Here is a 14,786-nt window from a genome sequence, read left to right as displayed (position 1 = left end):
AAAAATGATAAAATCCCGATTTTGGATTTTAATCATTTTTTCCTTACACACCGCATCAGTTGCGTGGAGCAGTCCTAATCCAAGTAGCAGTCGAGCAACGACTATTTCAAAAAAACAAATATCAAACCAATCCCAAACTCCAAAACTACAAATCACAACTAATAAATCACAAATCAAACCAAATCTACCAACGAGAGGAGATCCACAACCGTGCAAACATTTTTTCAGCAGATCATCAACGGGCTTTCATTAGGAAGCATATACGCATTACTTGCTCTCGGGTACACCATGGTTTACGGCATCATTAAGCTGATCAACTTTGCCCACGGCGACATCTACATGCTGGGCGCCTTCTGGGGGTACTACGTGATCAACGTGTGGCACTTCAACTTCATCAGCGCACTGCTTTCTGCCATGTTGGTAGGAGCCGCCAGCGGGGTAATCATCGAGTACTTTGCGTACCGGCCGCTCCGCCATTCACCACGAATTACCGCGTTGATCACTGCAATTGGCGTCTCATTTCTGCTTGAAAATGGGATGTCATACCTGTTTACGTCAAATACCCGGGATTTCCCGCAAATTATTAAGCAGGTGAACTATCATCTCGGCGGGGTCCAAATTTCAAATATTCAAATTCTCATTCTGGCCACTTCTTGTATTTTGATGATTTTACTTCAATTGATTATTAAGAAGACCAAGATGGGCCGGGCCATGCGGGCGGTATCAGTTGATGCCGACGCCGCAGAACTGGTTGGTATCAACATCAATTGGACCATTTCGTTCACCTTTGCCTTGGGTTCCTCCTTGGCAGGGGCAGCCGGCGTATTGATTGGGCTGTACTATAACTCGATTGACCCACTTATGGGGATGACACCCGGAATCAAGGCCTTTGTGGCAGCGGTTCTTGGAGGCATCGGTTCGGTTCCCGGCGCATCTGTCGGTGGCTTTATCATCGGAATCCTGGAGACATTCGTTCAGTCAATTGGCTTGTCAGCATACAAAGACGCAGTGGTTTACTTCGTCTTGATCGTCATTCTCCTGATTCTGCCAGCTGGAATATTTGGCAAGAATACAAAAGAAAAAGTGTAGGTGATCACATTTGAAAGCAAATTTTAAATACAACTTGATTTGGCTGATCGTGATGATTGCCGGCTTTTATCTCATCAATACACTGATTCTCGTCGGGGTGATCGACTCATTCATTGCCAACATGCTGGTGACCATCGGGATTAACATCATTCTGGCAACCGGGTTGAACCTGATTATTGGATTTGCCGGTCAGTTCTCACTGGGGCATGCCGGCTTCATGGCGATTGGGGCCTATGCGACCGCAATTGTGACCCAAACTGCCAGTTCACCAGTCGGATTCTATGCTTCAATCTTTATTGGCATTATCGTTTCAATCATTGCTGCACTAATCGTTGGAATTCCAACCTTGCGACTTCGGGGTGACTATTTGGCCATCGCGACCATGGGGGCTTCTGAAATCATCCGGATTATTATTAATAACCTGAAGATGACGGGTGGGGCTGCCGGGATGTTCAACATTCCCCAATTTGCCGACTGGCCGACCGTCTACATCATGGTTTGTCTAACTACCATTATCATCGTCAACTTTATCCATAGTCGGGCCGGCCGGGCAGTTAAATCAGTTCGTGAAGATGAGATTGCCGCTGAAGCTATGGGGATTAACATCACCAAATGGAAACTCGCCGCCTTCGTCCTGGGGGCATCGACTGCCGCAGTGGCTGGTTCGCTTCACGCTTCATACCTGCAGACAATTGCCCCCAACGACTTTGGCATCATGGAATCAATTTCGATTCTGATCATCGTCGTCCTTGGCGGTGTCGGCAGTATCACCGGCACGTTTGTGGCCGCAGTTGTCCTTGGGGTGCTGGATACGGTGCTTCAGAACTTCGGTGCTCTGCGGATGGTGATTTACGCGATTGCGTTGGTCATGATCATGATCTTCAAACCATCCGGACTCCTTGGAACTTGGGAGTTCTCGGTTAAGCGGCTGTTCAGCCGATCCAAACGAAAGGAGCGTGTTGAATCATGAGGACGCTTTTGAAAGTGGATAACGTGGTTAAAAACTTTAGCGGATTGACTGCTGTATCAAATGTTTCCATGCACCTGGATACCAATGAATTAGTAGCGCTGATTGGTCCAAACGGTGCCGGCAAGACGACGCTGTTTAACTTGCTGACTGGGGTGATTCCGGTATCTTCTGGGTCAATCGTACTCAATAGCGACAGTGGGACCTATCCGTTAAATGGCAAACCCGCTTATACGATTGCCAAGATGGGGTTGTCGCGAACGTTTCAAAATATTCGTTTGTTCAAGGACTTGACGGTTATGGAGAATGTTTTAATTGCCATGACCAGTAAAGTCAAAGAAGGCTTCATCCCCACCATCTTTCGGTTTCCAAGTTATTACAAGACTGAAAAACAGCTGGCTGAAAAGGCCAAACAGCTGCTTGAAATCTTTGAATTGGAGAATGATACTGATGTTCTCGCGAAGAATCTGCCTTATGGGACGCAACGAAAGCTGGAAATTGTCAGAGCTTTGGCAACCGAACCGCAAATTCTATTCTTGGATGAACCGGCAGCTGGGATGAACCCTGAGGAAACAGCCGAACTAACGCAGTTGATCATTAAGGTTCAACGAAAGTTTCACATCACAATCTTGTTGATCGAGCATGACATGTCGCTGGTCATGAATTTGGCACAAAGAATTTACGTTCTGGATCATGGCTCATTACTGGCCAAGGGAACGCCTGCCGAAATTCAATCGAACCCGGCAGTTATCAAAGCCTATCTTGGCGAGGAGGTGGATTGACCCATGTTATTGACAGTCGATGATTTATTTGTAAATTATGGTGTGATCAACGCTGTGAAAGGCGTCAGCTTCAATATTAACGAAGGTGAAATTGTTTCGTTGATTGGCGCAAACGGGGCCGGAAAATCTACCATTCTAAAGACAATTTCCGGATTGTTGAGACCCAAAAGCGGCAAGATTACCTATGAGGATCAGGAAATTCAATCCAAGTCTGCGCCGAAAGTAGTTGCGGATGGAATCTCACAGGTGCCTGAAGGCCGCCACATTTTCGCCGGCTTGACGGTTATGGAGAACCTTCAAATGGGCTCATTTCTGGTGAAGGATCGGGCGAAGATTAAGCAAAACTTTGATGAAGTCTTTGAACGATTTCCGATCTTGAAACAGCGGAAGAATCAAGATGCCGCGACATTATCCGGTGGTGAACAGCAGATGCTTGCCATGGGCCGGGCATTGATGGCCAATCCGAAATTAATTTTGCTTGACGAGCCATCCATGGGGTTAGCACCAATCTTTATCAATGAAATTTTTGACATCATTAAAGAAATCAACAAACAGGGGACAACAGTTCTACTAATTGAGCAAAACGCCAAAAAGGCTTTGTCCATCGCTGATCGCGGGTATGTTTTAGCGACCGGCAAGATCCAAATGACCGGTACAGGCGACGAGCTGCTGGCAAATAAAGATGTCCAAAAGGCATATTTGGGAGGTTAAAAATGAGTGTAAGAGATTTTATGTCCACCAACGTCATCACCGTGCCGCCCGAGACCAAGGTCAGTGTGGCGGTGAATATGATGAAAGAAAATAACATTCACCGATTACCGGTGATTAGTGACGGACAGTTAGTTGGTCTGGTCACTCAAGGCACCGTTGAGGCGGCTTCACCATCCAAAGCGACAAGTTTATCAATTTATGAATATAACTACTTATTGAACAAAATGACCGTCAAAGAAGTGATGGAGACAACGGTTCGGACCATCGAGGCAGATGACTTTCTGGAAGACGCCATTTATGAAATGAGAAAGTATCAAGTGGGTGTCTTGCCGGTGACCGATCAGGGGGATGTTGTCGGGATCATTACCAACAACGATATTTTGGATGCGTTCTTGGACGTCACCGATTATAACGAGGATGGCACGGTGGTTCAGGTCTTTATTCCAAAGGATCGGCCGGGAGTAATTTTTGATATTGGCAAGATAATGGCTGAAAATGATTTAAATATTCAGACGTTAATGGTCACCCACCAAGGGACCACCAAGGTTGTTGAAATCCATGTCGATAAAGAAGATGGGGTCTCGGTTGCTTCCAAGTTACGGGAAGCCGGGTTTGATGCGAAGGAAGCTGCTCACTATAAGAAGGTCGATTGAAAATCCAAATGTGATTCAACCCCGAGGGCTACAGAAATTTCTGTGGCCCTTTTTAGTTAGCAATTATTTAAGCCTATTCAAACTTGCGGTTCAATGATATATTCAAGTCAATGTAAATTTGAAAACTTGGAGTGATCATTATCGCAATTGTCAAAGTAATCGAGGGTCCCACTATCACATCAGCAGACAAATCATCCATTGAGTGTCGGCAGCATCAACTTATCTGCATTGATAGCGTGGGATATATCGATCGAATCATCGATGAATCAGAAACTGATTTTTCAGCAGTTAAGGAGCAAGCCAATAAAGCTGGCCAACTTACCACATTAAAACTGGACGAATACCTGCTACCGGGCTTCATCGACCTTCACGTCCACGCACCACAGTGGCCGAATGCCGGTGTGGCGTTGGATCGACCGTTAAATGAGTGGCTGGATACATACACATTTCCACTTGAAGCGAAGTATGCCGATGTTGACTTTGCCAAACGGGTTTACGATAACCTGGTTACCGAGCTGGTGGGAAATGGAACCACCACGGTGCTGTATTTTGGAACGACTCATAATCAGGCAAACCTTGAGTTGGCCAAAGCCTGTATGAACCATAATCAACGCGGATTCATTGGTAAAGTCGCGATGGATAATCCGGATCAGACACCTGATTACTATCGGGATGCTTCTGCAGAAAGTGCAGTTGCTGATACGGAAACCTTCATCAAACAAATGATGGAATTAAACAAGACCGCTGACATTCAACAAACACCTGTGATCACACCGCGGTTTGTGCCCAGCTGTACACCGGCGTCTTTGAAAGGGTTGGGAAGGCTGGCGAGGAAGTATGATCTGCCGGTTCAATCCCACTGTAGTGAAAGTGACTGGGAGAATGGTTTTGCTTTGGAACATTATCATAAACGGGATGCAGAAGTCCTTGATGAATATGGCCTCTTGACTGACAAATCGGTAATGGCTCACGGAACTTTGCTGAATCAATCTGATCTGGATACCTTTAAAGAACGCGGAGTTGCCGTGGCCCATTGCCCGATTTCAAACGTCTACTTTGGCAATGCCGTTCTACCAGTTAGCAAGCTTTTGAAGCAGAATGTCAAAGTTGGCTTGGGAACTGACATTTCCGGCGGGTATTCGCCAAGCTTGTACCAGAATATTCGTCAGGCGGTCATGTCATCACGGATGCTTCATGATGGTGTGAATTCTCAACTGGATCCTGCTCAAAGGGGAACTGAGAACGATGCAATTTCAGCTAGAAACGGTTTCTACCTTGCCACAGTTGGTGGGGCTAAGAGCCTTCATATAAAGACTGGCCAGATCAAAGCGGGCTATTTGGCTGACTTGCAAGTCGTCAAATCACCAATGCCGTCATTTAATGAAGAAACCATGGACCAGATTTTTGAGAAGATCATTTATAATGCATCAAAAGACGATGTGAAGCAGGTCTTTGTTCAGGGAAGACTGGCAAAAGGTTAATATGACAAACAAAGGTGACGCCGATAATTAGATATCAGTGTCACCTTTGTTATTGCTATAAATCATTTTTAGTTGTTTTTAACGTTTCGATTGAATCACGAACAGCTTATTCCCAGTAATATATCGACCGTTTGTCAGTTGATAACGGGTGGTTAAGTTGTGCTTGACGATCTTCTTGACGTGCAGTCGGGTATTCTTCTTGTATGAATGAACCCTGGCTGTTAAATTCCTGTTCTTGTAAGCATGAATTCCCTTGGAGTTAATTACCTTGATGATACGTGATTTCGGGATAGATTGATAATAAACCGGAACCACATGCTTCGTGCTGGCAGTGACGTAGCCTTTCTTCCCGGCATTTTTAGTCTGATGGTTAACGTCACGAACGCGGTATCTCAAGGCACCGTTGTTCGAACGGGCATATCCGGTTACGACAAACATTGGTCGCTTTGTTCGTTGCGCTTTGTTGTAACGAACCTTGCGATTTGATTTGTTGAAATTAGGGGACTTGTACATGTAAATCTTCTTAACGGCGTAGACTGCCTCACCTTTGACAGCAGCGTAATTGGTTTGTGTTCCACCTGGAGTTGTTGGCTGTTCTGGGTTGGTTGGAATCACCGGTGTGACCGGTGGATTTGGAACTACAGGATTGACCGGGTTAACTGGATTAGGGGTTGGTGTTGGTGCCTTTTGGTAAACGAATGTGATGGTTTGCTTGGTGGCACCAATATTGCCTTTCAGTACGGTCATTGGTGGAAGTTTGGCGTTATCCAAATTATAAATGCTTCCATTATAATTAATCGTTGGAACTTTATATTGAGCTGTTGAAGCGTCGTAGGCACTTCCGAATTCGCCAGTGATTTGTTTATCTGGCAGAATCACATTGCCATTCTCATCGACATACTTGATGGTGATGGGTGCTGAGACGGTCTTTTGCTGCCAAACGTAAGTTTCAACTGGTGCATTAGTGGTTTGTGGATTGTATTTTTGATACAATTCGTTGACCGAATAGGTTTGACCTGCTGGATTATGAACGTCACCGGTACCATTATCGACACCGTTTTGATCAACAGCCATCCACTTTGGGCCGATATTCAAGTTGCCACTTCCATCAGGCAGCGCGGTATTGTTGCCGGGTGGGGTGATGAGGCCTTCGGTTCCATCAAAAACAGTATTTGGTCCAAGCTTAAGCTGCCAAAGGTTCGTGTCGCCGGTGAAAATATCTTGTGTAGGCCCATCTGGGTTTGGAAGAAGCTTCCTGGTATTCCATTTGCTTAGATTTAACGACTGTAATTTGGGCATGCGTTTAAACATTTGAGGCATATAAATAACGTTGTTGGTGTCCCAATTTGAGATGTTTAAATGGGTCAATTGTTCGTCACCCTGAAACATTGACCCCATGTCTGTTACTTTATCGGTGTTCCAATTCGAAACTTCTATATCTTTGAATTGGTCTTCTCCAAACATATAATTCATATCGTTTACATTGTTGGTATCCCAATCGGCAACATTGATGCTGGATAGCCCGAAACAGGATGCAAACATTCCGCCCATGTTGGTAACTTTGCTTGTGTCCCAGTTTGAAAGATCTAAGTGTCCCTGAAGGCCATGATCATACTGGAACATCTGTCTCATATTTGTTACATGGCTGGTATCAAGATCATTAATGCCTTCGAAGCTATTCACTCCGATTGCAAAAAACAGTTTCGATGAATTCTTTGGTAAAATAACACCTTTTCGAAAAATAATTTTATCAACTGAAAAGCTGTCAATAAATGATGGCATTTCTTCATTAGTTCCCAACGTTCCGGGATAAATAGTCAACACTTTATCATCGGACAGTGTGACAGGACACGTCCCCCACGTACCTTCACTCGCAGTGACATGTGCACGTGCTGACTTCTTAGTGTTTAATTTGTTGGCGGCAACGTGGTGACTGGTTCTATTAATCCGAGGTTTTGCCAAAGCAGATGCCTGGGCCGGATTACCAGGGCCTATCATCAGAAGAAGTAAAATAATACCAAGTGTCCAAACTGAAATTTTGCGAATATTCATTTCGATAACCCCCTTAAACTGCAATCGATAACTCATCAAGATGTGTACGCTTTCAATATAACTCTTTGGTAATCTCATGTAAAGGTAAGGTGCGTTAAAAAATAATTGGATAAAGGGACAAGTACATTATTCAATTTGATCGGATTCAATTAGCGATTGAACTTAAGACGCCTGTTGAGTACGTTCGTTGTTAGACTTTTATGTTCCTAAAAATACCAGCAAAGAAAGTTGAGATCCACTTTCTATTAGATGTAGTTTATAACATGTATGTATATGAATTATATAATTGTATCTTTAAGAGTATTACAAAACCGTTATTTAAAAAGTGCCCACTAATTGACCTGTATTGCCAATCAACTACTGTCCTTGTAAACTTAACTCATTGATTAAATCTAATATCACGAGGCGAAACAAACATGTGTACAAGCGTAACTTTCTTATCTGAAACCGGCGACAACTTTTTAGCTCGAACGATGGATTTTGGCTTTGAACTAAAAGGTCGGCCGGTAGTTATTCCCAGAGATCAAACATTTCAAAGTGATGTAAAAGGATCAGAATATCATACCCAATACAGTTTTGTGGGAACTGGTCGGAATCTCGACAATTATATCCTGGTCGATGGCGTCAATGAAAAGGGGCTAAGTGCTGCAGCTCTGTATTTTAGTGGTGAAGCCCAATTTGCCAAGGAACTTAAAGATGGCAAAACCAACATTGCCCCACATGAAGTTCTGAATTGGATTTTAGGCAACGCCGACAGCTGTGCCGATTTGTCCAATCTTCTGGCACATCTGAATATCGTTTCTGCACCAGTCAAATTGATGGGCTTCAGTGTGCCGCTTCACTGGATTATCACGGATCATTCCGGGGACAGCTACGTCCTGGAAGTTGGCAAAGATGGCGTCCGTTACATGAGGAATCCAGTTGGGGTTATGACCAACAGCCCAGACTTTGGTTGGCATTTGAAGAATTTGAGCAACTATACCCAACTCAAGCCAACTCCACATCCAACACGAGATTATGACGGCTATCAAGTCACGTCATTTGGCCCCGGAAGCGGTGGGTTGGGACTGCCTGGTGACTACACCTCTGTTTCAAGATTTATCCGGACCGTATTCATGCGGGAATATACTGATCAGGTATCGACAGACCAGACGGTGACACAATTAAGCCATATTTTAAATTCAGTTGAGATTCCAAAGGGTGTCAAGATTAAGAAGGATGGTTCTGAGGATTACACCCAGTACCGTGGTTACATGGATACCCAAAATTTGACCTATTATATGCAGCCATATGATGATCAGACGATATACAAAGTCGCATTGACCGAAGAATTGATGAATAGAGATCAGCCCACAGAGTTTCCCATTCAAAAAAAGCAGCAATTTCAAGACCTGAACAAATAACATACTAAATTCTTTCAATTAAGATTAATAAGAGCATCTTACGCCGGCCGGCTGCCAGGAGTGAGATGCTCTTATTTTATGTTGTCTCAATGTTATTTTCTTTACCAATCCAGGATAAAGTATGGTGTAAATATAACTTATAATGAATAATAATAACCAGATTGTAAACAGTGTGATCCCATGAGGAACAACAAGACACGACACTTTTTGAGATTAAAATAATAAGTCAAATTACAACAAAAATCTTAACGAAAGCGTTATCATATAGTTGTGAACAAGAGAGCAGTTTGGTTAAACATTTCCAAATTGTTTTGTAATATTCCGAAGTCTAGGGATGGAAACGGTCATTAAAAGCGAACAGATACCACCTGAATGCTTGGCTTTCCATCTGCCGAAGGGGGTTATTCATATGACTAACACAATTCGTACCCGACACTGGCTGCAACAATTGATGATTATTTTAGCAAGTGTTGCGGCATTCATGCTGACACTAGGGATGACAACTATTATTTCCAAAGCTGCCACTGATCCGCATAGCAACGAGAGTGTGTCGAATCCAGTTAATTGGACGAAGTGGCAGAACAATCCATTGTTGAAATTTATTGATGAACCCGACACTGGACCCATAAACCAGTCAGAATATGCCGGCGATTACGTGACTATCAACCATGATTATCAGTGGAGAGCCTCTGGTGACGTTGTTGCTACCCTCACACGACCGGATCAATTTCAAATTGTTCTTCAAAAGGCCGGTGAAAAGCCAACTTCAATGAAGTTAAATGTATTTAATGATGGCCAAGAGTTGACACCTGATCAATATCAAGTAACTGAACTTGGTACGGATCCCCAAAATTGGTTTAACTATCTTGTTTCTGCTCCAATACCAAGTTCCGTTCCTAAGTCTATAGACAGTAACCATATCAATGATAAGATTGCATTTACAAACAAAATTATTTATGAGTTCACACCTGTTCCAACAGCTGGTAGGGGAGTTCACCTTTATCCACAGGCTCCTGCGATCATTGATTTGCCAGAATTAATCCGGGTATTCTATAAAGACGCAACGACCGGGAAGGATATTCAAAATCCCACAATAATCGGGCAGAATCAAAAAGCCGGTTTCAATTCTACTGTTACTGCACCAACCATCAGCGGTTATGAACTTAAGAAAAATCAAGGAATTCAGTATCTGAATGCAGATTTCGATAAAGATAAGATTTATAAATTTTTCTACGATGGCGCAATAGAGCATGGTGCAACTAAAGAGCAAGCGGAAATGGAAGCTCAAGATTCCGTTGATTCATACACTACTTTGACTGATCCTGATGCTCGAAGTGAAGCGCTGGCATACGGGTTCCTAACATGCCAGACATGCGAGAAGGCTAGTAGTTTGATGTATGAATTGATCAGTACCAAAGACAACACCTTTGAAAATGGCAATGTGACCAAATCACTTTCAACTGGTGAATTGCCACAGGCAGTTATCTTTTGGTACAACAAGTCAACAACGCCACCTAAACCAGGCCCGGATCCAAAGCCGACACCAAAACCAGATCCCGTTCCTACCCCAAATCCAACACCGAGTCCAACGCCTGCACCAACTCCTCAACCAACTCCGACTCCAAGTAATCAGCCGGTAGTGGAGGCTAAAAAGGGCAGTGCAGTTTATGCGTTGAAGCCAATCTATGTTTACAAGAACAAAGATTTTAAGAAGAGCGAACGAATTGCCAGCTACACCAAGAAACCACGGATTAACCGTCCAATGTTTGTGGTGACCGGCACTGCTCAGGCTAAGAATGGCGCTCTGCGTTATGCTGTAAAAGACGTTAACCATCACAGTAAGACTGATGGCAAACGGGGCTATATCACAGCAAGCTGGTCCTTTGTCCGTCCAGTCTACTATCAAAGTAACCATGGCGTTATGACCGTGATTAACCCAACCGGTGTGAATGAATATATTAATAAGAACCTGACAGGAAAGGTTAAGAACATCAAGCAGGGTACGGTTCTGAAAGTTAAAGCAATCGTCCATCACAACCTGACCACTCGTTACCAGTTAAGCAACGGACATTACATTACCGGTAACCGGAAGTTGGTGATCAGCGGTAAGATGAACCAGCCACACAAGATCAAAGTTAAGAAAGCTGCCTATCGTTACAACAATGCCAACTTTAGCAAGAAAACCAAGCTCATCAAGAAGGGCACAGTTCTAAAAGTTAAGACATGGACTTATTCCCATCCGTATTCCACCAAGAAACACGGAACAAAGGTTTACCATGTTACCGGCGGTTACGTAACTGCAAATGGTAAGTATGTTAAAGTGATTGGTTAATGAACAAGAAAAATAACGGAGGCCATCTATCTTCGGCCTCCGTTTTTTGTACTGTTTTATTTAAGCCATTTAATCGAAACAGGTAAGGAATTGATATGCGGCAGTTTCTGGAATCGTTTGCGGTTGATATAGATGATGCCGCCTCTCTGATCGTCATTGGTATGGACGACCTTCACCGGGATGGTGGCAGTCTTGTCAGCCACCCGGACTTCGCAGTGATAGCGGCCGCTTTCCGGCAACTGCTGCAGGCGGCTGGAAGGGTTGACGATGGACAATCCATTTGTCTGCGCGTGAATCAGCTTGCCGGTAGTTTCGTAAGGATGACCCAACAGGCGATCGGCTTCATCTATATCACCAGCGCCAATTAAATGTCTGATCCGTGTTGAACTGATTTTCTGCTGCTCACTGGACAGTTCATGGACAGTAACAGTTTTGACCTTGCCGCCACTGATTTTGCCAAGTGAATCAATGGTTGTCGTGCCACCCTTGCCAAAGGTGTAATCAAATCCGGCAACCACAATTTTGGCATTGAGGCCCAGGACGTAACGCGTGACAAAGGTTTTGGGAGAAAGGGCCGCAAATTGTTTGGTGAAATCAATGACGTATAAAATATCGGCCTGATTTGCTTTTACCAATTCAATCTTTTGTTTCAAGGTTGTCAGGTAGCGAAAGCTTGCGGTTTTACCATGATTAAAAACTCGTGAGGCATGGCGATTGAACGTCATGACAGCGAGGTCATATCCGTGCTCATGGGCGATCCTTCTTGCTGTCCCAATGACTTTTTGGTGGCCTTTATGAACGCCATCAAAGAAACCAAGTGCCAATACAAGTGGGCGTTCTGTCGCAATTTGTTGATGTGCTTGCGAGTTTTGATTTAGATAAATCACTTTCATTTATTGCACCCCTCGAAGTTGAATCTATGTAAGTCAAAGGCTGGAAACGTTATGTCTCCAGCCTTTGATAAACTTTTTATCGGACTTTATTAAACGTTAGTTCGTTTGAAGTTCTTTATTTTTTGCTTCCTTCAAGAAGTAGCTCAATGGTTTCAAGTCTTGAGCGTCATACTTCTTGACGAATTCAGCAACTTTATCTTTATCCTGCCATGAGGTGTCGATGAACATGTGTTGAGTGGTTAACGGCATCTTGTGAGTTAATTTAACATCGATGACAACCGGCTTGTCGGTCTGCTTTGCGTCCTCGATGGCCTTTTGCATATCTTCCTTGGTGTGGACGGTGTAGGTAACGGCGCCCATACCCTTAGTGACTTCGGCCCAGTTGGTGTCGGGTAAATCAACACCTTCCAGTGGCTGATTTGTATCATCAGTCTGTTCAGCTTCAATGAAGCCAAGAGTTTCGTTGGTGAAGATGATGTTGACAACATGCAAGTTGTATTTGGCTTGGGTCATAACCTCTTCCATCAACATCGCAAAGCCACCGTCACCACTCAAGCTGTAAACGTCACGATCCGGATATTCCAGTTTAGCTGCGATTGATGCTGGCAATGCAAAGCCCATGGTTGCGTAAATGCCTGAAGTTGCCCACTTCTGATCGCCATGCATGTTGATCAAACGCTCGAAGTTGATATCGACATTGCCGACATCAACAGCGAAGACAGCTTTGTCAGAGGCAGTATGGTTTAAAACATCAAAGATTGGTTCTGGACGAACGGGCATCTCATCCGAGTCTTTGAAGCTGTCCTGCCAGTCGGTCCAGTTCTTCTTGTCAGCAATGGCTGCTTCGTACAAATCAGATGGCTCACGGCTTTCACCGGCATCCAGAATGGCTCGCAGTGCGGCTTTAGAATCAGCCAGCATTGAAACATCGTTGTGACGGCGTTTGCCAAGCTTTTCACTTTGAATATCAATTTGAATAACTTTGGCGTGCTTATTAAACAGGAAGACACTGAATGGAACGTTGGTGCCGACCCAGAGAATTAAGTCTGTGTTGAAGCCAACTTCCGAACCCGGCTTTGGTGCAACTCGTCCGGTTGATCCAAGGTAGGCAGGGTAGTCGTCAGGAATAATACCCTTTGCAAGGAATGATGAAACTAATGGCATCTTGAACTTTTCGGAAGCTTCCTTCAATTCATCGGCAGCGTCCTTAGCACCAATTCCGAAGTAAATCATAGGAGACTTTGCTTCATTAATCAGCTTAACGGCGTCTTGAACATCTTCAGGACGGGGACTTGGATAGATTGGTGTTTGATGAGACTTAACATTTGGCTCGTAAGTATCCTTAATGTCAGCCCAACCCAAATCCTTTGGAATTGTCAAAACGGCAACACCATGTTTCATGTAGGCTTGACGGATTGCTTCGTCAGTCATTTGCGGCAGTGATTGAGCTGTCATTGCGGTGCGGTTCCAAACGGCAACGTCATCGAAAATGGGTTCTTCATCCATTGCCTGGAAGAAGTCCATGTTCATGTTGCTGGTAGGAACTTGAGCGACCAAGGCAACGACAGGAACACCGTCACTTTTGGCATCGTAAAGCCCGTTCAATAGATGAACAGCGCCAGGACCAGCTGAGCCGAAGTAAACGCCCACTTTGCCGGTCAGCTTTGCGGTTGCGGCAGCGGCGATTGCGCCAGCTTCTTCGTGACGGACTTGAATGTAGTTGATTTCATTTTTTTGATTGTGAATTGCATTCATGGTCGAGTCAAATGAGCCGCCTGGCAGGCCGTAGATGTTCTTAACACCCCATTGTTCCAAAACTTTAAGAACAGCATCTGAACCACTAATTGTTTCAACCATAAATAAATAACCCCCTAAGACTATTTGTATTATCTTCTTGTTACTTACTTAAGTGTAGTGCCATATTTGTGAAATGTAAACGCTTTACTTTTAACTTCGAAGTTATTTCACCTCAATCAGGCAAGCGCCAAGGATTAGCGTTCTTAATTGAAAGTAAGCGCATACAGAACTATACTGATTTTAGGAGATGGCAAATATGGATGCAATTAGATATTATTCACGCACGGGGAATACTGAAAAGCTTGCCAATTTGTTGGGCAAGCAATTAAATCTTGAAGCAAAGACAATCGACACACCAATTAGTGAGCCGGTTGATCGATTATATCTTGGCGGCGGTGTCTATAATTTAAATGTGGACGCCCATTTGAAGGACTTTGCCCGCAATCTTGATCCAAAGATGGTCAAAGAAGTATTCTTGTTTGGAACTTCCGGCAGTTTGTTTACGGTCGAGAAGCAGTTAACCAAGATTTTGGATAAAAAGGGAATCAAAGTGGAGACCGATCACTTATTCCTGCATGCTTGATGCCTAAATTAGGCAATATCAATGGCCATCAAAAAGAAGAAAT

General features: G+C 44.0%; 12 protein-coding genes. 9 read left to right on the top strand and 3 right to left on the bottom strand.

The window, feature by feature from the left end:
* Positions 1–210 precede the first annotated feature (210 nt).
* From FD17_RS02710 to guaD, 6 genes are all read left to right on the top strand, one after another.
* Entirely contained in the window at positions 211–1,089 is an 879-nt protein-coding gene (locus FD17_RS02710) for a branched-chain amino acid ABC transporter permease (RefSeq protein ID WP_057823404.1), read from the top strand.
* Between the two features lie 52 nt (positions 1,090–1,141).
* A complete protein-coding gene (locus FD17_RS02705) occupies positions 1,142–2,059 on the top strand; it encodes a branched-chain amino acid ABC transporter permease (protein ID WP_141737003.1) in 918 nt (305 codons plus the stop codon).
* On the top strand, positions 2,056–2,838 hold the full coding sequence (locus FD17_RS02700) for an ABC transporter ATP-binding protein (RefSeq protein ID WP_057823396.1): 783 nt from the start codon (positions 2,056–2,058) through the stop codon (positions 2,836–2,838). Before FD17_RS02705 ends, FD17_RS02700 begins: the two co-directional genes overlap by 4 nt.
* Positions 2,839–2,841: 3 nt before the next feature.
* A complete protein-coding gene (locus tag FD17_RS02695) occupies positions 2,842–3,549 on the top strand; it encodes an ABC transporter ATP-binding protein (protein ID WP_057823394.1) in 708 nt (235 codons plus the stop codon).
* 2 nt (positions 3,550–3,551) lie between these two features.
* Positions 3,552–4,202, top strand: coding sequence for a CBS and ACT domain-containing protein (locus FD17_RS02690; protein WP_057823392.1), 651 nt, complete (start codon positions 3,552–3,554; stop codon positions 4,200–4,202).
* A 131-nt stretch (positions 4,203–4,333) separates the two neighbouring features.
* Complete coding sequence (guaD, locus tag FD17_RS02685; protein WP_057823390.1) at positions 4,334–5,683, top strand: guanine deaminase; 1,350 nt, start codon at positions 4,334–4,336, stop codon at positions 5,681–5,683.
* A 78-nt stretch (positions 5,684–5,761) separates the two neighbouring features.
* On the opposite strand, the gene FD17_RS02680 is transcribed toward guaD, so the two are convergent.
* Positions 5,762–7,735, bottom strand: a complete 1,974-nt coding sequence (locus FD17_RS02680) for a BspA family leucine-rich repeat surface protein (RefSeq protein WP_057823388.1) — start codon at positions 7,733–7,735, stop codon at positions 5,762–5,764.
* A 416-nt stretch (positions 7,736–8,151) separates the two neighbouring features.
* On the opposite strand from FD17_RS02680, the gene FD17_RS02675 reads away from it, so the two are divergent.
* Complete coding sequence (locus FD17_RS02675) at positions 8,152–9,138, top strand: choloylglycine hydrolase family protein (protein WP_057823386.1); 987 nt, start codon at positions 8,152–8,154, stop codon at positions 9,136–9,138.
* Between the two features lie 409 nt (positions 9,139–9,547).
* Positions 9,548–11,470, top strand: a complete 1,923-nt coding sequence (locus FD17_RS13370) for a DUF5776 domain-containing protein (RefSeq protein ID WP_057823384.1) — start codon at positions 9,548–9,550, stop codon at positions 11,468–11,470.
* 56 nt (positions 11,471–11,526) lie between these two features.
* Here FD17_RS13370 and FD17_RS02665 read toward each other — a convergent pair whose 3' ends face one another.
* Together FD17_RS02665 and spxB are read right to left on the bottom strand one after the other, a co-directional pair.
* Positions 11,527–12,363 carry an FAD synthetase family protein gene (locus FD17_RS02665; protein WP_057823382.1) on the bottom strand — a complete coding sequence of 279 codons (837 nt, stop codon included), beginning with the start codon at positions 12,361–12,363 and terminating at the stop codon, positions 11,527–11,529.
* Between the two features lie 96 nt (positions 12,364–12,459).
* Positions 12,460–14,220 (bottom strand): pyruvate oxidase, encoded by a 1,761-nt coding sequence (spxB, locus tag FD17_RS02660; protein ID WP_057823380.1) that lies wholly within the window; start codon positions 14,218–14,220, stop codon positions 12,460–12,462.
* 196 nt (positions 14,221–14,416) lie between these two features.
* Between spxB and FD17_RS02655 the strand changes: the two genes are divergently transcribed.
* Entirely contained in the window at positions 14,417–14,743 is a 327-nt protein-coding gene (locus tag FD17_RS02655) for a flavodoxin family protein (protein WP_235803158.1), read from the top strand.
* Positions 14,744–14,786: the final 43 nt, after the last annotated feature.

The organism is Lentilactobacillus sunkii DSM 19904, from assembly GCF_001435575.1.
Lineage (GTDB): Bacteria > Bacillota > Bacilli > Lactobacillales > Lactobacillaceae > Lentilactobacillus > Lentilactobacillus sunkii.
The sequence above is the reverse complement of the archived record's forward strand: the minus strand, read 5'-3'. Positions and strand labels throughout refer to the sequence as shown.